17 protein-coding genes are annotated in these 19,166 nt (G+C 72.1%); 3 read left to right on the top strand and 14 right to left on the bottom strand.

The features are described 5' to 3' along the window. Positions 1-37: 37 nt before the first annotated feature. The 3 genes from acnA to NMQ01_RS06890 form a co-directional block, all read right to left on the bottom strand. Positions 38-2,839 (bottom strand): aconitate hydratase AcnA, encoded by a 2,802-nt coding sequence (acnA, locus tag NMQ01_RS06900; RefSeq protein WP_255186120.1) that lies wholly within the window; start codon positions 2,837-2,839, stop codon positions 38-40. A 114-nt stretch (positions 2,840-2,953) separates the two neighbouring features. Beyond that, positions 2,954-4,261 carry a class I SAM-dependent RNA methyltransferase gene (locus NMQ01_RS06895; protein ID WP_255186119.1) on the bottom strand — a complete coding sequence of 436 codons (1,308 nt, stop codon included), beginning with the start codon at positions 4,259-4,261 and terminating at the stop codon, positions 2,954-2,956. Further along, positions 4,258-6,219 carry an APC family permease gene (locus NMQ01_RS06890; RefSeq protein WP_255186333.1) on the bottom strand — a complete coding sequence of 654 codons (1,962 nt, stop codon included), beginning with the start codon at positions 6,217-6,219 and terminating at the stop codon, positions 4,258-4,260. Before NMQ01_RS06890 ends, NMQ01_RS06895 begins: the two co-directional genes overlap by 4 nt. A gap of 87 nt (positions 6,220-6,306) precedes the next feature. Between NMQ01_RS06890 and NMQ01_RS06885 the strand changes: the two genes are divergently transcribed. Continuing rightward, entirely contained in the window at positions 6,307-6,972 is a 666-nt protein-coding gene (locus tag NMQ01_RS06885; RefSeq protein WP_255186118.1) for a TrkA family potassium uptake protein, read from the top strand. Between the two features lie 3 nt (positions 6,973-6,975). Further along, complete coding sequence (locus tag NMQ01_RS06880) at positions 6,976-7,659, top strand: TrkA family potassium uptake protein (protein ID WP_255186117.1); 684 nt, start codon at positions 6,976-6,978, stop codon at positions 7,657-7,659. A gap of 39 nt (positions 7,660-7,698) precedes the next feature. On the opposite strand, the gene NMQ01_RS06875 is transcribed toward NMQ01_RS06880, so the two are convergent. From NMQ01_RS06875 to NMQ01_RS06845, 7 genes are all read right to left on the bottom strand, one after another. Next, the gene (locus NMQ01_RS06875; protein WP_255186116.1) at positions 7,699-8,421 is read right to left on the bottom strand and encodes a DUF3159 domain-containing protein; all 723 of its coding nucleotides are present in this window, start codon (positions 8,419-8,421) and stop codon (positions 7,699-7,701) included. Beyond that, positions 8,411-8,779, bottom strand: coding sequence for an OB-fold nucleic acid binding domain-containing protein (locus NMQ01_RS06870; protein WP_255186115.1), 369 nt, complete (start codon positions 8,777-8,779; stop codon positions 8,411-8,413). Before NMQ01_RS06870 ends, NMQ01_RS06875 begins: the two co-directional genes overlap by 11 nt. After that, entirely contained in the window at positions 8,779-9,510 is a 732-nt protein-coding gene (locus tag NMQ01_RS06865; RefSeq protein WP_255186114.1) for a DUF3710 domain-containing protein, read from the bottom strand. The genes NMQ01_RS06870 and NMQ01_RS06865 overlap by 1 nt, the downstream gene beginning before the upstream one ends. Further along, complete coding sequence (gene dut, locus NMQ01_RS06860) at positions 9,510-9,992, bottom strand: dUTP diphosphatase (protein WP_255186113.1); 483 nt, start codon at positions 9,990-9,992, stop codon at positions 9,510-9,512. Before dut ends, NMQ01_RS06865 begins: the two co-directional genes overlap by 1 nt. A gap of 3 nt (positions 9,993-9,995) precedes the next feature. Next, positions 9,996-10,295, bottom strand: a complete 300-nt coding sequence (locus NMQ01_RS06855) for a DUF4193 domain-containing protein (RefSeq protein WP_068317285.1) — start codon at positions 10,293-10,295, stop codon at positions 9,996-9,998. A gap of 129 nt (positions 10,296-10,424) precedes the next feature. Beyond that, complete coding sequence (locus NMQ01_RS06850) at positions 10,425-11,285, bottom strand: inositol monophosphatase family protein (protein WP_255186112.1); 861 nt, start codon at positions 11,283-11,285, stop codon at positions 10,425-10,427. Position 11,286: 1 nt separating this feature from the next. Next, positions 11,287-12,399 carry a ferrochelatase gene (locus tag NMQ01_RS06845; RefSeq protein WP_255186111.1) on the bottom strand — a complete coding sequence of 371 codons (1,113 nt, stop codon included), beginning with the start codon at positions 12,397-12,399 and terminating at the stop codon, positions 11,287-11,289. A 92-nt stretch (positions 12,400-12,491) separates the two neighbouring features. Here NMQ01_RS06845 and sepH point away from each other — a divergent pair, with 92 nt between their 5' ends. Next, positions 12,492-13,799 (top strand): septation protein SepH, encoded by a 1,308-nt coding sequence (gene sepH / locus NMQ01_RS06840; RefSeq protein ID WP_255186110.1) that lies wholly within the window; start codon positions 12,492-12,494, stop codon positions 13,797-13,799. A gap of 191 nt (positions 13,800-13,990) precedes the next feature. Here sepH and NMQ01_RS06835 read toward each other — a convergent pair whose 3' ends face one another. The 4 genes from NMQ01_RS06835 to NMQ01_RS06820 are packed head-to-tail and all read right to left on the bottom strand — an operon-like array spanning position 13,991 to position 19,144. After that, complete coding sequence (locus NMQ01_RS06835; RefSeq protein WP_255186109.1) at positions 13,991-14,671, bottom strand: thymidine kinase; 681 nt, start codon at positions 14,669-14,671, stop codon at positions 13,991-13,993. A gap of 1 nt (position 14,672) precedes the next feature. Next, complete coding sequence (locus tag NMQ01_RS06830; RefSeq protein WP_255186108.1) at positions 14,673-15,833, bottom strand: alkaline phosphatase family protein; 1,161 nt, start codon at positions 15,831-15,833, stop codon at positions 14,673-14,675. 8 nt (positions 15,834-15,841) lie between these two features. Then, positions 15,842-16,447, bottom strand: coding sequence for a DUF5998 family protein (locus NMQ01_RS06825; protein ID WP_255186107.1), 606 nt, complete (start codon positions 16,445-16,447; stop codon positions 15,842-15,844). Between the two features lie 12 nt (positions 16,448-16,459). Further along, positions 16,460-19,144 (bottom strand): bifunctional GNAT family N-acetyltransferase/acetate--CoA ligase family protein, encoded by a 2,685-nt coding sequence (locus NMQ01_RS06820; protein ID WP_255186106.1) that lies wholly within the window; start codon positions 19,142-19,144, stop codon positions 16,460-16,462. Positions 19,145-19,166: the final 22 nt, after the last annotated feature.

Genomic DNA, 19,166 nt, shown 5'->3' with positions numbered 1-19,166 from the left:
CCTAGGTGGCCACCCCCCTTCGGCGGTGCGTCGGAGATCAGCCGACGAGCGACCGCAGCACGTACTGCAGGATGCCGCCGTTGCGGTAGTAGTCCGCCTCACCGGGGGTGTCGATGCGCACGACCGCGTCGAACTCCACGGTCTCGCCGCCGTCCTTGGTCGCCGTGACCTTGACCGTCTTGGGCGTCGAGCCGTTGTTGAGCTCGGTGATGCCCGCGATGTCGAAGGTCTCGGTGCCGTCCAGGCCGAGCGAGTCGGCGCTCTGCCCCTCGGGGAACTGGAGCGGGATGACGCCCATGCCGATGAGGTTGGAGCGGTGGATGCGCTCGTAGGACTGCGCGATGACGGCGCGGACGCCGAGCAGGCGCGTGCCCTTGGCCGCCCAGTCGCGCGACGAGCCGGAGCCGTACTCCTTGCCCGCGAGGACGACGAGCGGGACGCCGGCCTCGATGTACTTCTCCGAGGCCTCGAAGATCGTCGTCTGGCCACCGTCGCCGAGGAAGTCGCGGGTGAAGCCACCCTCGACGCCGTCGAGCAGCTGGTTCTTCAGCCGGATGTTGGCGAAGGTGCCGCGGATCATGACCTCGTGGTTGCCACGGCGCGAGCCGTAGGAGTTGAAGTCCTTGCGCTCCACGCCGTGCTCGGCGAGGTAGACGCCCGCCGGGCTGTCGGCCTTGATCGCACCGGCCGGGCTGATGTGGTCGGTCGTGACCGAGTCACCCAGCTTGGCCAGGACGCGCGCACCGGAGATGTCCTCGACGGCATCGAGGTCCATCTTCATGCCCTCGAAGTACGGGGGCTTGCGCACGTAGGTCGACTCGTCGGCCCACTCGAAGGTGTTGCCCTCGGGGGTCTCGAGCGAGGTCCAGCGCTCGTCACCGGCGAAGACGTCCGCGTACTTCTCGGTGAACATCTCCTGCGTGACCGCGGTGTCGATCGTGCTCTGCACGTCGGCCGGGTTGGGCCAGATGTCCTTGAGGAAGACGTCGTTGCCGTCGGCGTCCTGTCCCAGGGCCTCGGTCTCGAAGTCGAAGTCCATCGTGCCGGCGAGCGCGTAGGCGATGACGAGCGGCGGCGACGCGAGGTAGTTCATCTTCACGTCGGGGTTGATGCGCCCCTCGAAGTTGCGGTTGCCGGACAGGACCGAGGTCACGGCGAGGTCGTTGGCGTTGACCGCCTGCGAGACCTCCTCGATGATCGGGCCCGAGTTGCCGATGCAGGTCGTGCAGCCGTAGCCGACGAGGTGGTAGCCGAGCTTCTCGAGGTAGGGCCACATGCCGGCCTTCTCGTAGTACTCGGTGACGACCTTCGAGCCGGGCGCCATCGACGTCTTGACCCAGGGCTTGACCTGCAGACCGCGCTCGACGGCGTTCTTCGCGAGCATCGCGGCGGCCATCATGACCGACGGGTTGGACGTGTTGGTGCAGCTGGTGATCGAGGCGATGACGACGTGACCGTGGTCGATCTCGACCTCGGTGCCGTCGATGACCGCCTTGGTGGGGTTGGTGGCCCGGTCACCGTTGGTCCGCATGGCGGAGTGGCTCGGCCGGCCGGCCGTCTCCGAGGCCTCGAGCGCGTCGTGGCTCGGGGCGTCGGACGCCGGGAAGGTGCCGGCGAGCTCGGTGTCGACCGAGGACTTCTCGATGCCGTTGCCGTCGACGACGTAGTTCTTCAGGTCGCCGCGGAACTGCTCCTTGGCCTTGCTGACCTCGATGCGGTCCTGCGGACGCTTCGGGCCGGCGATCGAGGGGACGACCGTCGACAGGTCGAGCTCGAGGTACTCGGAGAAGCGGGGCTCGACAGCCGGGTCGAGCCACATGCCCTGGGTCTTGGCGTAGGCCTCGACGAGCGCGACCTGCTGGTCGGAGCGGCCGGTGAGGCGCAGGTAGTCGAGGGTGACGTCGTCGATGGGGAACATCGCGGCGGTCGAGCCGAACTCGGGGCTCATGTTGCCGATGGTGGCGCGGTTGGCCAGCGGCACCTGGGCGACGCCCTCGCCGTAGAACTCGACGAACTTGCCGACGACGCCGTGGTCACGCAGCATCTCGGTGATCGTCAGGACGACGTCGGTCGCGGTGGCGCCGGCCGGGATCGAGCCGGAGAGCTTGAAGCCGACGACGCGCGGGATGAGCATGGAGACCGGCTGGCCGAGCATGGCCGCCTCGGCCTCGATGCCGCCGACGCCCCAGCCCAGGACGCCCAGGCCGTTCTCCATCGTCGTGTGCGAGTCGGTGCCGACGCAGGTGTCGGGGTAGGCGACGCCGTCGCGGGTCATCGTGACGCGGGCCAGGTGCTCGATGTTGACCTGGTGGACGATGCCGGTGCCCGGGGGGACGACCTTGAAGTCGTCGAAGGCCGTCTGGCCCCAGCGCAGGAACTGGTAGCGCTCGTTGTTGCGCTCGTACTCGAAGTCGACGTTGTGCGCGAAGGCCTGTGCCGTGCCGAACTCGTCGATCTGCACGGAGTGGTCGATGACGAGCTCGGCGGGCGCGAGCGGGTTGATCTTCGTCGGGTCGCCACCGAGCTCGGCGACGGCCTCGCGCATCGTGGCGAGGTCGACGACGCAGGGGACGCCGGTGAAGTCCTGCATGATCACGCGGGCGGGCGTGAACTGGATCTCGGTGTCGGGCTGGGCGTTCTCGTCCCAGGAGCCGAGCGCGTTGATGTGGTCGGCGGTGACGTTCTCGCCGTCCTCGGTGCGCAGCTGGTTCTCCAGCAGGACCTTGAGGCTGTAGGGCAGGTTCTTCGAGCCCTCGACCTTGTCGATCCGGTAGATCTCGTAGGACTCGTCACCGACGGTGAGCGTGTCCTTGGCGTTGAAGGTGTTCGAGCTGGCCACAGTCGACTCCTCTGTCGTGGTTATCTTGACGTCAAGATAAAACTATCACAGCGCCTGCGGACGCGAACCCACCGGCGCGCTCCCCTGCACTCTTCCCCACGTCGCCCTCCCCTGTCACGGGGCGGGCGGCGCCCCCGTCGGCTCGAAGGTCGCCACGCACTCGACGTGGTGCGTCATGGGGAAGGCATCAAGAGCACGCAGGCGCGCCAAGCTGTAGCCCTGGTCCGCGAGGTAGGCGGTGTCCCGGGCCAGCGCCGCAGGGTCGCAGGCCACGTAGACGAGACGACGCGGGCGAAGGGAGGACAGCGCCTCGACGACCTGGCGTCCGGCCCCGGTGCGGGGCGGGTCGAGGACGACGACGTCCGCACTCGGCGGCAGCATGTCGGAGCGGGCCGGGCGGCGCGGCCCGCGACGGCGGCCCTTGCGGGGCACACCGAGCAGGTCGTCGACGCGACCGGGCACGACGAGGCCCCACGGGCGACCGGCGAGGTTGTCGCGCAGGTGGTCGGTGGCCCGACGGTCGGACTCGACGGCGACGAGCTGGCCCTCGGGGCCCACGGCCTCGGCGAGCGGGACGGAGAAGAGGCCGACGCCGCTGTACAGGTCGAGCACCCGCTCCCCCGGCCGGACGTCGGCCGCGGCCAGCACGGCCTCGACGAAGGCGCGCGGGGCATCCCGGTGCACCTGCCAGAAGCCGCGGGCGTCGACGTGCATGGCCCGCTCCCCTGCTGCGGTGGCGACGGTCTCGGTGACGGTGATCGGCGGGGTCGGCGCGTCGTGCGGGACCTCGACGACGACGGTGTCGCTCTCCCCCGACGGGACGACCACGTCGAGCGCGCTGATCCCGTCGAGCGAGCCGGCCGCGCTCTCGGCCTCGGCGAGCGCGTCGGAGATCGCCTCGTCGACGGCCGCGACCCCGATCGGGCAGCCGGTCACCGGGACGACGTCGTGGCTGCGGTGCCGGCGCAGGCCGACCCGACCGTCCGCGACGGCGAGCTCGACCCGGGTGCGGTAGCGCAGCCCGTCGTCGTCGGCGAGCGCCTCGACGACGACCTCCCGCTCGACCCCCGCGAGCCGCTGCAGCTGCTCCGCGACGACGGCCGCCTTGAGCTCGCGCTGGTGGGCGGTGTCGACGTGCTGGAAGTCGCAGCCTCCGCACCCGCCGGGCCCGGCGACCGGGCAGCGGGAGGAGACGCGGTGCGGCGATGCCTCGACGACCTCGACGGCGTCGGCCCGCAGGAAGCGGTCACCGGGACCCCCTTCGGTGATCCGGGCACGCACCCGCTCTCCCGGCAGCGTGTGCCGGACGAAGAGCACCCGCCCCTCGTAGCGGGCCACGCAGTGCCCGCCGTGCGCGACGGGGCCCACCTCGACGTCGACCTCGTGCCCCACGGTCAGCTCGTCTGCGCTCGGTCCGGTCATGCTCCACCTCGTCGTACGTCGCCCACCACGGGGCCGTCCATGCGTTCCTCGGCGCCCTCGGAGCTCGCCAGCTGCCAGGGCACGGAGGACACCATGACACCCGGGGTGAAGAGCAGGCGACTGCGCAGCCGCAGCGCCGACTGGTTGTGCAGGGCCTGCTCCCACCAGTGGCCGAGCACGTACTGCGGGATGTAGACGACGACGAGGTCGCGGGGGTTGCCCGACCGGATCGACTTGACGTAGTCGACGACCGGCCGGGTGATCTCGCGGTAGGGCGAGTCGAGCGCCTTGAGCGGCACCGGGATTCCCCGCCGGTCCCACTCGGCCTGCAGGCCGCGCGTCGCCTCGTGGTCGACCTCGACGGTGATCGCCTCGAGCCGCGAGGGCCGGGTCGCCGAGGCATAGGCGAGGGCCCGCAGCGTCGGCCGGTGGATCGTGCTGACGAGCACGATGGCGTGCACGCGCGAGGGCAGCAGCTGGTGCTTCGTGTCGCCCTCGGGCACGGCGAGCTCCTGGCTCACGTGCTGGTAGTGCTTGCTGATCGCGCCCATGAGGACGAAGAGCGCGGCCATCGCGGCCATCGCGAAGCCGGCGCCGTGGGTGAACTTCGTGAGGACGACGACGACGAGGACGACCCCGGACATCAGCGCGCCGACGCCGTTGATCGCCCGGCGGCGCACCATCCGCCGCTGCTCCGGGACGTCCTTCTCCACGGCGAGGTGCCGGTTCCAGTGCCGGACCATGCCGATCTGGCTGAGCGTGAAGGAGACGAAGACGCCGACGATGTAGAGCTGGATGAGCTTGGTGACCTGCGCGTCGTAGATGACGATGAGCAGCGCCGCGGATGCCGCGAGCAGGATGATGCCGTTGCTGAAGGCGAGCCGGTCGCCGCGCGTGTGCAGCTGCCGGGGCAGGAAGCCGTCGCGGGCCAGGATCGAGCCGAGCACGGGGAATCCGTTGAAGGCCGTGTTGGCGGCGAGCACGAGGATCAGGCCGGTGACGACGGAGACGATCACGACGCCCGCAGGGAAGCCGTCGAAGACCGAGCCCGCCACCTGCGCCATCACCGTGTGCTGGACATAGCTGTCGCCGACCGGGACGCCGTCGCGCAGCAGCTGCGTGCCCGGGTCGTCGGCGACCTTGACCCCGGTCCACGTGGCGAGCGCGATCATCGACAGCAGCATGGTGACGGCGATGCCGCCCATGAGCAGCAGCGTCGAGGCGGCGTTGGCGCTCTTGGGCTTGCGGAAGGCGGGCACGCCGTTGCTGATCGCCTCGACACCGGTGAGGGCGGCACAGCCGGACGAGAAGGCGCGCAGCAGCAGGAAGGCCATGGCGAGCGTGCCGAGCTGCTCCATGCCCGGCTCCGGGGCCAGCGTCAGCGCCGCGCTCTCGGCGGGCGGCAGGGAGCCGGTGGCCCGGCGCACGAGGCCGACGAGCGCCATGCCGACGACCGACAGCATGAAGAGGTAGGTCGGGATGGCGAAGGCCTTGCCCGACTCGCGCACGCCGCGCAGGTTCATCCCCGTGAGGGCGGCGACGAGGGCGAGCGCACCGAGCACCTCGTGCCCACGCAGCCAGGGGAAGGCGGCCGCGGCATTCTGCACGCCCGAGGAGATCGAGACGGCGACGGTGAGGACGTAGTCGACGAGCAGCGCGCTCGCGACGGTCAGGCCGGCCTTGGGGCCGAGGTTGGTGCTCGCCACCTCGTAGTCGCCACCACCCGAGGGGTAGGCGTGCACGTTCTGCCGATAGCTCGCGACGACGACGACCATGACCGCGACGACGGCGAGCGCGACCGGCCACGACCGGGTGACGGCGAGGGCGCCTCCGGCGAGCCCCAGAGTGAGCAGGATCTCGTCCGGGGCGTAGGCCACGGAGCTCAGTGCGTCGCTGGCGAAGACGGGTAGGGCGAGCCGCTTGGGAAGGAGGGTCTCGCCGAGCCGATCGCTGCGCATCGCGCGACCGACGAGGAGACGCTTGATGAGTCGTCCTGAAGACACCACGCGAGTGTAGGCCCGTCCCGGGAGGGGTACCGTCAACCCGTGCACTTCGTCATCATGGGCTGCGGCCGCGTGGGCGCCTCGCTCGCCCGATCCCTCGAGCGCCTCGGGCACGACGTGGCCGTCGTCGACCAGGACCCGGCCGCCTTCCGCCGCCTCGGCAGCGAGTTCAGCGGGCGCCGCGTGGCCGGCGTCGGCTTCGACCGCGACACCCTCCTGCAGGCCGGCATCGAGGAGGCCTATGCCCTCGCGGCGGTCTCCAGCGGCGACAACTCCAACATCCTCGCCGCCCGGGTGGCCCGCGAGACCTTCGGGGTCGAGCACGTCGTCGCCCGCATCTACGACCCGGACCGGGCGCAGGTCTACCAGCGCCTGGGCATCCCCACGGTCGCGACCGTGCGCTGGACCGCCGACCAGGTGCTGCGGCGCATGCTCCCCCAGGGGCAGGCGACCGAGATGACCGACGCCTCCGGCCGCCTCGTCATCGCCGAGATCCAGGTCGCCGCGGCCTGGGTCGGCCAGCGCCTGACGCGACTCGAGGAGGCGACCGACGCCCGCATCGCCTATGTCACCCGCCTCGGCGAGGGCATCATCCCCGGCCCCGAGACGGTCCACCAGGAGGGCGACCTCGTGCACCTCGTCATCCCGCGCGACCGTGTCCCCGACGTCGAGCGCGTCCTCGACGGCCACCCCCCGCAGGAGGTCTGAGTCATGCGTGTCGTCATCGTCGGCGCCGGGTCGGTCGGCCGGTCCATCGCCCAGGAGCTCCTGCAGAACGAGCACGCCGTCCTGCTCATCGACAAGGACGCCAACGAGAGCCGGGTCAACAAGCTGCCGGACGCCAGCTGGCTCTCCGGCGACGCCTGCGAGCTCTCGACGCTCCAGGAGGCCGAGGTCCAGACCTGCGACGTCGTCGTCTGCGCCACGGGTGACGACAAGGCCAACCTCGTCGTCTCGCTGCTCGCCAAGACCGAGTTCGGCGTCCCGCGCACCGTCGCCCGCGTCAACAACCCCAAGAACGAGTGGATGTTCGACGAGTCCTGGGGTGTCGACGTCGCCGTCTCGACGCCGCGCCTGATGACCGCTCTCGTCGAGGAGGCCGTGAGCGTCGGCGACCTCGTGCGCATCTTCGACTTCCAGCAGGGCAATGCGTCGATGGCCGAGATCACCCTACCGGCCGACAACCCCAATGTCGGGCGTCGCGTCGGCGACATCGACTTCCCCGCCGACACCCTCCTCGTCGGCATCATCCGCGACGGTCGCCCCTTCGGCCCCACGGCCGACGACTCCCTCGAGGCGCACGACGAGCTGCTGCTGCTCACCACCGCCGACGCGGAGCCGGAGCTCGAGGCGATGATGCGCCCGGGCGCCGCACCCCGGCGCCGCCCCGCGTGACCCCATGACGAAGGGGAGGTCCCTCCCCTTCGTCCGTGGTCAGGCCCGGGTGACGTCGACCGGCTGGACCAGCTCGTCGTCGGGGTCGATCGGCGTGTGGCCCTTCATGAGCATCGCTCCCATGACGGCCACGGCGCCGACCCACAGCGGCCAGCCGAGCGCGACCTTGGCGATCGTCAGACCGGCGACATTGCCCGCGAGGTAGAGCGGGCCCATGATGCCGACGCGGATCACGTAGACCGCGACGAGCACGAGCGTCAGGCGGCTGCACACGCGCACGGCCGCCGCATTGCGGCGCCAGCGGAAGGGATCACCCGCGGCGACCGCCGCCTGGTCGGCCACGCCGACCATCAGACCCACGACCGGCCAGCGGACGAGGACCGACACGAGCGAGCCGACGAGGTAGGCCAGCGAGGTGAGGATGCCGGGGAGGAAGGCGTCCTCGGCATTGCCCGAGCGCAGCGCGAAGAAGGCCGCGAGCCCGGTGGCGAAGATCGAGGTGAGGACGTACTGGAGCGTCTGGCGCTGCACGAGACGCGCGACGGCGAGGACGACGGTCAGCGCAGCCGCCGAGCCGAGCGAGAGGGTGCGGTCCTTCGTCACCGACCACACGACGACGAAGACGAGCATCGGCAGCGCGGCCTCGAGGGAACCGCGCAGACCGCCGAAGGCCTCGCCGAGGCGGTGCCGGATGAGCGCCTCGACCGTGGGGTGGACCGGCGCGGAGATCGCGGGGGCGTCGTGCGGCCCGTCAGCCGCCATGGCCGGGGAGGATCTCGTAGGCGGGGTTGTACATGACCGGCGTGCCCTTGGGACGGCACACGAGACCGGTGGCCTTGACGTAGGCGCCGGGGTTGATCCCCCCGATGCTGCGGCGACCCAGCCAGACCAGCTGCACGGTGGCCGACCCGGTGAAGACGTCGGCCACGAGCGCCGGGACGGTCACCTTGGGGCGCAGGGTCACGGCCGTGACGGTGCCGGCCACGGTGACGACCTCGCGGTCGGTCGACTCGGTGATCTGGGTGCAGCCGTGGGCGGTTGCCGCGTCGCGCAGCTCGTCGGCCGCGACCTCGTCGTCGGAGCGGCCGAGGTCGATGAGTCGACGCAGCAGGGTGGCCATCAGCGCACCTCGGTGATCTCGGGGCCGCGCTCGAAGGGCTTGAGGTCGTCGACCGGGCCCTCGGGCTCGGTCGGGGCCTGCGACCGGGACTGCCGGGCCACGGGCATCTTCAGCGGCAGCATCTCGCGCGGGGCGCGCGGGTCGTCACCGCGGACGACGACCGCGCTGCGCACGATGTCGTCGAGGTCGGCGCGGGCCGCCTCGTCGACGGCGGCCGAGCCTGAGTAGACGGCCCGCAGGAACCACCGGGGTCCGTCGACACCGGCGAAGACGGCCGGGGCGAAGACGGTGCGCCCCTGGGGCCCGGGCTGGGCCAGCCGGCTGCGCAGCTCGTCGCCGAAGGGACCGCTCACGACCTCGACCGTGCCGCCGCTGCCGGAGATCATCTCGGAGATCTCGTCGCGGATGTCGCCCCAGATGCCGGCCGAGCGCGGGGCGGCGAAGACCTGCAGCTGGACGGCGCCGTGGTCGTCACCGAGCTGGACGGCGGTGACCTCGTTGGACTCCTGGTCGACCTCGACGCGCAGCTCGATGCCCTCGCGCGCGGGCGCGATGAGGAGGGAGCCCAGGTCGACAAGGTGGTCGACGTCGGTGACGTCGCCGGAGTCGTGCGGGCCGTCGGTGGCCGTTCCGCCGCTCGCGGGGCCGGTCGCCTCGGCGCCGGCCTGCGTCGTCGTGTCCTGCTCGGTGCTCGCCTCGGAGGAGGCGGCCTTCTTCTTGCGCCCGAACATCACTCACGTCCTGTCGTCGACTGTGGGCCGAAGCCCCCACTGGATCCGTGTCCAGTCTCACCCCGAGGGCTGGGTGGAAGCGAATCGACCGTCTCGAAGCGGCCCTCGCCGACCTCCTGGAGCACGAGCTGGGCGATCCGGTCGCCGACGTGCACGGTGAAGCTCTCGCGCGGGTCGAGGTTGACCAGGTTGACGAGGATCTCGCCGCGATAGCCCGAGTCGACGGTGCCGGGCGCGTTGACCACGGAGATGCCGTGGCGCGCCGCGAGGCCGGAGCGGGGGTGCACGAGTCCCACCCATCCGGCGGGCAGGGCGATGGAGACGCCCGTGGGCACGAGGGAACGCTCCCCCGGCGCGAGGGTCACCTCCGCGACGGAGGTGAGGTCCGCACCCGCGTCGCCGGTCTTGGCGTAGGCGGGCAGGACAGCGTCCCGGTGCACGAGGTGCACCGGGACCGGGACCTGACGGACTCCGTCAGCCACGGCTCACGCGGCGCACTCGGTGCAGACCGGACCGTTCTTGCCGTCGCTGGCCAGCTGGCTGCGGTGGTGGACGAGGAAGCAGCTCGTGCAGGTGAACTCGTCGGCCTGGCGCGGGACGACCCGCACCGACATCTCCTCGCCGGAGAGGTCGGCGCCGGGCAGCTCGAAGCCTTCGGCCATCTCCGTCTCGTCGACGTCGACGTTCGCGGAGGTCGCGTCGCCGCGACGGGACTTGAGCTCCTCGATGGAGTCCTCGGACAGGTCGTCGTCGGTCTTGCGAGGGGCGTCGTAATCGGTCGCCATCTCTCCTGATTCCTTGGGGGTAGCAGGGCTGAAATCGTGATGCGCCGTCATCAACGCAGCGAATGCTGAATTTGTGCCCGGCGCGCCGGATTGTGCCCCATTGCGGTGACGAAAGCCACCTCTATGACGTCACCGACCGGATCGTGGTCCGACCCGCCCCACTCCGTCGACGAGCAGCGCGAGCAGATCGGCGTGCAGGCCGGGCGCCCCGGCGACCGTCATGGCCTCCCGGGGAGCCTGCCCGTCGAGGTCGGTGACGAGCGCGCCGGCCTCCGTCGCGACGAGCCAGCCGGCGGCCATGTCCCAGGGGTTGAGCCCCCGCTCGTAGTAGACGTCCAGGCTCCCCTCGGCCACCCGGCACAGGTCGAGGGCGGCGCTGCCGAGGCGGCGGATGTCGCGGACCCGGGGCAGCACGTGCGTGAGCAGTGCGGCCTGCCAGGCGCGCCGGTCGGCGTCGTAGCCGAAGCCGGTGCCGCACAGGGCGAGGCCGAGGTCGGTCTCGGCGACGCGCAGGCGCTGCGGGGTGCCGTCGCCGACGGCGCGCCAAGCACCGCCGCCGCTCCACGCGCTGTAGCGCTCCCCCGTCACGGGGTTGACGACGGCACCGGCCACCGGTCGCCAGGCGCCGTCGCGCGTCGGGTCGCCGACGACGGCCGCGACGGAGACGCAGTAGGCGGGGATCTCGTAGAGGTAGTTGACCGTCCCGTCGATGGGGTCGACGACCCAGGTGATGCCGGAGGTCCCGGCCCGACCGCCCCGCTCCTCCCCCGCGAAGCCGTCGTCCGGACGCAGCTCCCCCAGCCGGCTCAGCAGGTGGTCCTGGCTGCGCTGGTCCATGACGGTGACGACGTCGGTGCGCGAGCTCTTGGTCTCGGCGACGCCCAGTCGCGCCGGCCGGTCGTGGACGATGAGGTCGCCGGCCTCGACGGCGACGGCCAGCGCGGTGCGGGCGAGCTCGGCCGGGTCGGTCCCGGCAGGCAGCTGGGTCACCTCAGTCCGATCCGCAGAGCGCGGGCCGGGCCTCGCGCAGGTTGGGGCAGCACCCGACCGGGCAGACCGCCGGGTGCGAGTCGAGGTCGCGCCACGTGGGGCGCACCGGCTGCTCGCCGCGGGCCTGGGCGGCGCGCTCGAGCATGAGGTCGACGAGCCCGGCGACGAAGGCCCGGTCGCTGCCCGGCGTGGGCACGCGCGACATCCCCAGACCGACCTCGGCGGCCGTCGTGGCCGCCTCGACGTCGAGGTCGTGGACGACCTCCATGTGGTCGGAGATGAAGCCGATGGGCACGACGACGACGTGCGCGATCTCCCCTTCGTCGGCGAGCTCGCGCATCCGGTCGTTGACGTCCGGCTCCAGCCACGGGGTGCGCGGCGAGCCCGACCGCGAGCAGAAGCAGAGCCCGGCGGGCAGGTCGGTGCCGAGGACCGTGTCGACCTCCGCCGTGATCGCCGCCGCGAGCTCGGCCTGGTCGGCGGAGTAGGCGCGGCCGTCGCCGTCACCGGGACCGGAGGTCTCGTCCATCGCATCGGGGATGGAGTGGGTGACGTAGAGCAGCGCGACCCGGTCGGCGCCGGCCGCCTCCACCGCCGCACGGGCGGCGGCGAGCGTGTCGGCGGCCAGGGTCGCGGCGAAGCCCGGGTGCTCGCCGAAGGGCCGGACCTTGTCGAGGACCAGGTCCGGACGTCCGTCGACCGCGTCGGCCAGACCCTCGCGGTACTGGCGGCAGGAGGAGTAGCTGCGCCAGGCGCTCGTCGGCACGACGAGGATCCGGCGGGCACCACCGGCGGAGAGCTCGTCGAGCGCATCGGGGACGAAGGGGGCGGAGTTGCGGTTGCCGAGGGCGACCGGGAGGGGGCACTCCCGGGCCGCGAGCTCGGCGGCCAGGTCCGCGACGAGGCGCCGGTTGAGCGCGGGCAGCGGGCTGACCCCGCCGACACGGTCGTAGTGCTCCCCCACCTCGGCGAGGCGCTCGTCGGGGACACCGCGGCCGGCGGTGACCCGCCGCAGGAAGGGCAGGACCTCGTCGGGCCCCTCGGGACCGCCGAAGGACTGCACGAGGACCGCGTCGTAGGGGCGAAGGGGGTGCTCGGTCACGGGTTCGGGCATGGACACAAGGTAACCCCGCGGCGTGTGCGTCACCGGATCGGGCGCGGCAGGTGGCAGAGTCGTGCCGAGCACGAAGACGAGAGGGATTGTTGATGCGCGACCTGCGACTCATCGGGGTGCATGACGACGGCGAGCACCTCGTGGTGACCGACGATGCCGGCGAGGAGTACCGCCTGCGCATCGACGAGCCCCTGCGCGCCGCCGCGCGCCGCGATCGCCCGCGACTGGGCCAGCTGCAGATCGCGATCGACAACAACGTTCGCCCACGCGAGGTGCAGGCCATGATCCGCGCCGGCGCCAGCGCCGACGAGGTCGCCGCCCGCACCGGCTGGGACCTCGACAAGATCGCCCGCTTCGAGGGGCCGGTGCTCGCCGAGCGCGAGCACGTGGCCAGCCGCGCCCAGACCGTGCGCATGCGCGGCACCAACCAGGCCGGCTCCCCGGAGACCCTCGCCCAGCGTGCCGCGACGCGCCTGACCGGCCGCGGCGTCGAGCCGTCCTCCGTCGAGTGGGATGCCTTCCGCGACGCCGAGGGCCAGTGGACCGTCTCCGCGGTCTTCGCCGCCGGCGGCCGAGACCGCACGGCGACGTGGTGGTTCGACCTCGCCGGCATGAGCGTCGTCGCCAAGAACGACGAGGCCAAGTGGCTCTCCGAGGCCGACACCCCCGCTGCGGGGCCCGTGCCGACGGCCGTGCACCGGCCGACCGCGGTCTTCGACGTCGAGGTCGAGGAGACCAAGGCCGAGCGCGCCAGCCGCGCGTCGACCGACGAGCTGATCAACTCCATGCGCGAGCACTCCGGCGCCAAGAGCCGTCGGCGGGGCGGGCGACGCAAGCGCTCTGCCGAGCCGACCGGCGCCCAGCCGACGGACGTCGCGCTCCCCCTCGACGAGCTGCCGCCCCCGGCCGGCGGCACGCACCCGCGTGACGAGGAGCCTGCCGACTCCGGTGCTGCTGCCCGCGGCCGGCCGCCGCAGAGCGCCGTGCCCCTGCGGCCGCCGCTGCCACGCCCGAGCCGGCCGCGCCGGAGCGCGCGCAGGCCGAGCCCGAGCCCGAGCCCGAGCCGGAGCAGACCGAGCCGGCCGAGCAGGCAGTCGCCGACGACGAGGCACCGCAGCAGGTCTCCCGCGCCAACCAATCAGCGGGCGAGGGCGCCGACCCGTCGGGCAAGACTGCCTCCAACTCGTCGTCCACCGACGAGAAGCCCTCGGCCGACGAGTCGGACTCGACTCCCACCGCCGGGGCCGAGCCCGCCGACAGCGCCGACACCGTTTCCGAGGCATCGGACGACGCACCGGAGCAGGACGACACGCAGCAGGACGACGCCGAGCAGCAGGAGCCCCAGGGCAAGGGGCGGGGCCGCAAGGGCCGCGCCAGCGTGCCGAGCTGGGACGACGTGATGTTCGGGACCACCCGCGACTGACCCGACGCCGGCACCCGGGCTGCGCCCGGCCCCTGCTGAACTCTGCACAACCCCAGGGCTGTGCACGGCCCCTGCTAACTCTGCACAACCCGAGGGTCTTGCAGAGTTCGGGGCTCGCCCTCTCAACCCTGCAAAACCCTAGGGTTGTGCGGAGTTCGGACTCCGACGTCAGGTCGGCGGCGGGACCGGGCAGGCGTCGAGGTCGAAGGGCAGGACGTCCGCCGACTGCGCGACGGCTCGTGCGGCGCGCGAGCTCATCCGTCGCATGTGGTGCCGTCGGCAGAGCACCTCGTACTCGACCTCGGCCTCGTGCTGCGGGTTCGCGGTGTCGCCGACGACGACCTGCTCCCCCTCGACGACCATGACGCCGTCGACGACGCGGGCATTGTGCGTCGCCCGGCGCCCGCACCAGCACAGCGCCGAGACCTGCAGCACCTGGGTGCGGTCGGCGAGCTCGATGAGCCGCTGGCTGCCCGGGAAGAGCTGGGTGCGGAAGTCGCTCGTGATGCCGAAGGCGTAGACCTCGATGTCGAGCTCGTCGACGATCCGCGCGAGCTGGTCGACCTGCTCGGGGGTGTAGAACTGCGCCTCGTCGCAGATGAGGTAATCGACACGGCCGCCGGCGGTCAGCTGGGCGACGACCGTGTCCCACAGGTCGAGGTCTTCGGCGACCTCGACGGCCGGGGTGGACAGACCCAGTCGGGAGGAGAGGACGGCCTCGCCGGAGCGGTCGAGGCGGGTGAGGATGATGCCGACCCGCCCCCGGGCCCGGTGGTTGTGGTCCATCTGCAGGGCGAGCGTGGACTTGCCGCAGTCCATCGTCCCGGCGAAGAAGCTCAGCTCTGCCACGTCACTGCTCCTGGGCGTCGAGGACGAGCCACGGGATCGTGACCTCGTCGGCGGTGATCGAGCCGTGCACGCCGAGCAGCGCCCGCAGCTCCGGGCGGTGGCGTCGCGAGTCGACGACGGCGACAGGGCCGGTCATCGCGGCGATGACGTCGCCGATCCGCGGCCGCACCGTCTCGCTCACGGGACCGAACCACCCGCGGGCGATCGCGTCGTCGGCGTCGAGCACGAGCGCGTCGTCGCCGAGCCGCCCACGCCAGGTCGCCAGCACGTCGTCACGGGCACCCGGGGTGACGTGCAGCTGCAGGCAGCGCGGCTCGCCCGACACGTGCCGCACGCCGGCGTCGAGCTCCGCGTCGTCCGCCAGGTCGGGCCGGGACTCGAGCGGGACGTCGACCATCCCGTGGTCGGCGGTGATGTGCAGCGCCGTGTCGTGTGGGAGGAGGGAGGCGAGGCGGGCGAGCTGCGCGTCGACCTCCTCGAGCTCCTCGCCCCACTCCAGCGAGCCGACGCCGTGGACGTGGCCGACCTTGTCGACATCGCCCCAGTAGAGGTAGACGAGCGAGCGCGGCGCTGCGCGCAGGGCGGTCACGGTCGCGTCGACGCGGGCAGCCAGGCTGTTGGCTGCGGTGAAGCGGCCACCGCGCAGGGCCGCCTCGGTGAGCCCGGATCCGTCGAAGAAGCCCGGTCCGACGCGGGTGACGGCCACCCCGGCCGCCTGCGCCGCCTCGAAGACCGTCGGGGTCGGCTGCCACCGGTGGGGCTGCGGCCCGTCCTCCCACGACAGCTCGTTGAAGACGCTGTCGGTGTCGGGGTCGTAGGCCTCGTAGCCGACGAGCCCGTGGACCCCGGCGAGGGCACCGGTGCCGAAGGTGCCCATCGAGGTCGCGGTCGTCGACGGGAAGCCGCAGTCGATGGTCACGGCGGCCTGCGGGTCCTGCAGGAGCCGCCGCAGGAAGGGCGCGTGCCCGCCGCGTCGGGCCAGCAGCGCGGCACCGAGCCCGTCCACGAGGACGACGACGGCCCGGCGGGCGGGACGAAGGGGGCGGTCTCCCGCCTTGGTCAGCCCGGGCACTCCCAGGCTCGTGGCGACGGCGGGCAGGACGCGGTCGAGCCGCGGGGTGGTCGGCAGAAGCGGTCCGTGGGCGTGGTCGTGGTGGGCCATGCGCCGGATCAGTGGCCGATGCTCGCCGAGAGGTCCCGGGCGAACTCGATGGCCCGGTCGAGCGCGACCCGACCCTCGGCCTCGGCGCTGATGCGCAGGGCGATGTCGTCGCTCGCGATGGTGCCCTCGTAGCCGTGGTCGCCGCCGTCGCAGTCGGGGTCGTTGCACAGCGCGGGGAGCAGGTCGACCCGGCTGACGGCACCCCAGCCGATGGTGAGGGTCAGCTCGCGACCGAGGGAACCCGGCACGTAGCGGGAGGGGTCGCCGACGACGTGCGTGAGCATCACGCCGCGCACCGACGACAGCGGGATGCACTCGGTCGTCGCCGTCGCGATCTCCTGCGCGCCGGAGAAGTGGTCGGGGTAGTCGTCGGCGTGCGCGACGACCAGGCGGGTCGCCGTGCGGGCGAAGACGGTGATGTGCCGACGCACGGTGTCCTGGTCGAAGGTCGTCTCCTGGTGGACGAGGTGCCCGTGGACCTCCTCGGTGCCCACGGCCGCCTTGACCACGTCACCGACGAGCGCCGGGTAGTAGCCCGCCCGCTCGATGTCGGCGGTGAGTGCGTCAGGCAGGCTGATCGCGGTGAGGTCGGCGTGTGCGGGCATGCCCGCCATTGTGCCCCAGCCTCAGGTCAGGCTCCGCGCACTGGCGTCGATCCGGCGGAGCGCGGGGGCGATCATCACGTCGGCGCCGAGGACCGTCAGGCCGGAGGGGTGGGCGATGACCGGGTTGAGCTCCACCGACGACAGCTCGAGGAAGTCGTCGGACATGAGCGACAGACGACCGAGGAGATCCTCGAGCGCCGCCCGGTCGACCGGCGCCGCTCCCCCGTGCCCCATGAGCAGCGGCGCCGACTTGAGGTCCTCGACGAGCTCGCGCACGTCGACGTCCGTCAGGGGCGGGATCCGGTAAGCGATGTCGTCGAGCAGGGTCGTCGTCGCCCCGGCGATGCTGAAGGAGACGACCGGCCCGAAGAGCGGGTCCTCGATCGACGAGCAGACCGTGGAGACGCCGGTACCGGCCATCTTCTGCACGACGAAGTAGTTGGCGTCGAGCGGCGCCAGGCGCCGGTCCATCGTCTCGAAGGCCACGCGGACGGCATCGGCGTCGTTCAGGTCGACGCGGATGCCCTCGAGGACGGCCTGCCCGCGCACGAGCGGCGAGAGGGACTTGACGACGACGGGGTAGCCGACCTCCTCGGCGGCGAGGACGGCCTCCTCGGCGGTGGCCACCTCGCGCCGCGGCCACAGGGTGATGCCATAGGCGGCGAGCAGCTCCTGGGACTCGTCGGCCGTCAGGGCCCGCCCCTCGGGGTCCTCGGCGAGCACCCGGTCGAGCAGGGCCCGGGCGGCCCATCGGTCGATCCCCTCACGCACGACCGCCTCACCCTTGTCCTTGTCCCGCCAGGCGCCGTAGTCCGTCGCGGCCGCGAGCGCCCGCACCGCCTCCTCAGGCATCGGGTAGATCGGGATCGCCTGGCGCGGTTGCCCCTCCTCGGTCTCGCCCCACTCGTTGGCGAAGTGAGCGCTCTCGCCGCCGGTGTCGACGCCGCGCATGCCGAGCAGGGTGGCGACGCAGGGCTTGTCGGAGCGTGAGGCGGCGTGCCGCACCGCGTCGACGACGTCCTGCTCGAGGGCGCCGACGGGTGGGATGAAGCAGACGATGACCGAGTCGACCTGCTCGTCGTCGAAGGCCGCGTCGACGGCCCGGCGGAACTCCGCCGCCGAGGCCTCGGTGCGCACGGCCACCGGCCCGTGGGTGACCTCGAGCCCGCGCGAGGTGGCGTTGTCCGCCGAGAGCGCGACGAGCTGGTTGGAGTTGCCGACGACGGCGACCCGGCGGCCCCTCGGCAGGGGCTGGTGGACGAGCAGCTGGGCCACGTCGAACATCTGGTGGACGTTTTCGCAGCGAATGACGCCCGCCTGGTTGAGCATCGCGGTGAAGGCGTGCGGCTTGACCTTCGGTCGGCGCACGCGGTGCCCGGGCGGGGCGCTGAAGTTGGCCGACGCCGCCTTGACGACGATGACCGGCTTGCTCGACGCGAGGTGGCGGGCGATCCGGGAGAACTTGCGCGGGTTGCCCATGGACTCGAGGTAGAGGCCGACGGCGTGGGTGCGCTCGTCCTCGACCCAGTACTGCATGAGGTCGTTGCCCGAGACGTCGGTGCGGTTGCCCGCGGAGGCGAAGACCGAGATGCCGAGGTTGCGTCGGGCGGCCGAGTCGAGGTTGGCGATGGCCAGCGCACCGCTCTGCGAGAAGAGCCCGAGATGGCCGGGCTCGGGGATGATCGGCGTGAGCGTCGCGTTGAGGCTGACCGCGGGGTCGGTGTTGATCAGGCCGAAGGAGTTGGGCCCGACGACCCGCATCCCGTGGGTGCGGGCCAGCCGCAGCACCTGCTGCTGCATGCGCGCGCCGTCCTCGTCCACCTCGGCGAAGCCCGAGGAGATGATCAGCAGCGTCTTGACCCCCGCGGCGGCGCACTCGCCGACGATCTGCGGGACCTTGTCCGCCGGCACCGCGATGACCGCCAGCTCCACGCCCCCTTCGATCTCGCCGATGGATCGCTCGGCCTGCAGGCCCAGGACGGTCCCGGCCTCGGGGTTGACCGCGTGGACCCGACCGGTGAAGCCGCCGTCGACGATCTGCTTGAGGACCTGGTGACCGATCGCCCGCTCCCGGCGGCTCGCGCCGATGACCGCGACGGAGTCCGGGTGGAGCATCGCCCGCACGCTCTGCGCCTCGGCGCGGTGCTCGCGGGCGAAGCGCACCGACAGCGACTCGGCGGTCGGCTCGATGGCGAAGTGGAGGGTGACGACACCGTCCTCGAAGCGCCGGCTGACCTGGTAGCCCGCGTCGGAGAAGACGCTGAGCATCTTGCGGTTCTGCGGCAGGACCTCGGCCTCGAACTCGGTGATGTCGGTCGCATAGGCGATCGCCGCGAGGTGCTCGAGCAGCACCGAGCCGATGCCCTTGCCGTGGTAGTGGTCCGAGATGTTGAAGGCGACCTCGGCGCTGTGCGGGCTCACCCGGTCGTAGCGGCCGATGCCGATGATGTCGTCGCGGATCGTCGCGACGAGGGCCATGCGATCGACGTAGTCGACCTCGGTGAAGCGCTTGATGTCGCGGTCGCTGAGGTTGCGCATCGGGGCGAAGAAGCGCAGGTAGATCGACTCGTCGGACTGGCCGGCGTGGAAGCGACGGACACCGTCGGCGTCCGAGGGCTTGATCGGACGCAGACGGCAGACCGAGCCGTCCCGCAGCACGACATCGGCCTCCGCGTGGACCGGGTACCCCGGAGGGAGCTCCGTCATGGCCCCAATCCTGCCACGGCCT

Origin of the sequence: Janibacter sp. CX7, from assembly GCF_024362365.1 — a bacterium.
Lineage (GTDB): Bacteria > Actinomycetota > Actinomycetes > Actinomycetales > Dermatophilaceae > Janibacter.
Note: the sequence above shows the minus strand (reverse complement) of the source record. Positions and strands in the feature narration are given on the sequence as shown.

What these genes read in the sequence shown, in the direction of transcription:
- NMQ01_RS06845 (WP_255186111.1), bottom strand. Translation starts at nt 12,399, where the DNA reads ATGCCCGAACCCGTGACCGAGCACCCCCTTCGCCCCTACGACGCGGTC.
- NMQ01_RS06825 (WP_255186107.1), bottom strand. Translation starts at nt 16,447, where the DNA reads ATGGCGGGCATGCCCGCACACGCCGACCTCACCGCGATCAGCCTGCCT.
- NMQ01_RS06855 (WP_068317285.1), bottom strand. Translation starts at nt 10,295, where the DNA reads ATGGCGACCGATTACGACGCCCCTCGCAAGACCGACGACGACCTGTCC.
- NMQ01_RS06890 (WP_255186333.1), bottom strand. Translation starts at nt 6,219, where the DNA reads ATGCGCAGCGATCGGCTCGGCGAGACCCTCCTTCCCAAGCGGCTCGCC.
- NMQ01_RS06865 (WP_255186114.1), bottom strand. Translation starts at nt 9,510, where the DNA reads ATGTTCGGGCGCAAGAAGAAGGCCGCCTCCTCCGAGGCGAGCACCGAG.
- sepH (WP_255186110.1), top strand. Translation starts at nt 12,492, where the DNA reads ATGCGCGACCTGCGACTCATCGGGGTGCATGACGACGGCGAGCACCTC.
- NMQ01_RS06875 (WP_255186116.1), bottom strand. Translation starts at nt 8,421, where the DNA reads ATGGCGGCTGACGGGCCGCACGACGCCCCCGCGATCTCCGCGCCGGTC.
- NMQ01_RS06820 (WP_255186106.1), bottom strand. Translation starts at nt 19,144, where the DNA reads ATGACGGAGCTCCCTCCGGGGTACCCGGTCCACGCGGAGGCCGATGTC.
- NMQ01_RS06895 (WP_255186119.1), bottom strand. Translation starts at nt 4,261, where the DNA reads ATGACCGGACCGAGCGCAGACGAGCTGACCGTGGGGCACGAGGTCGAC.
- NMQ01_RS06830 (WP_255186108.1), bottom strand. Translation starts at nt 15,833, where the DNA reads ATGGCCCACCACGACCACGCCCACGGACCGCTTCTGCCGACCACCCCG.
- NMQ01_RS06870 (WP_255186115.1), bottom strand. Translation starts at nt 8,779, where the DNA reads ATGGCCACCCTGCTGCGTCGACTCATCGACCTCGGCCGCTCCGACGAC.
- NMQ01_RS06880 (WP_255186117.1), top strand. Translation starts at nt 6,976, where the DNA reads ATGCGTGTCGTCATCGTCGGCGCCGGGTCGGTCGGCCGGTCCATCGCC.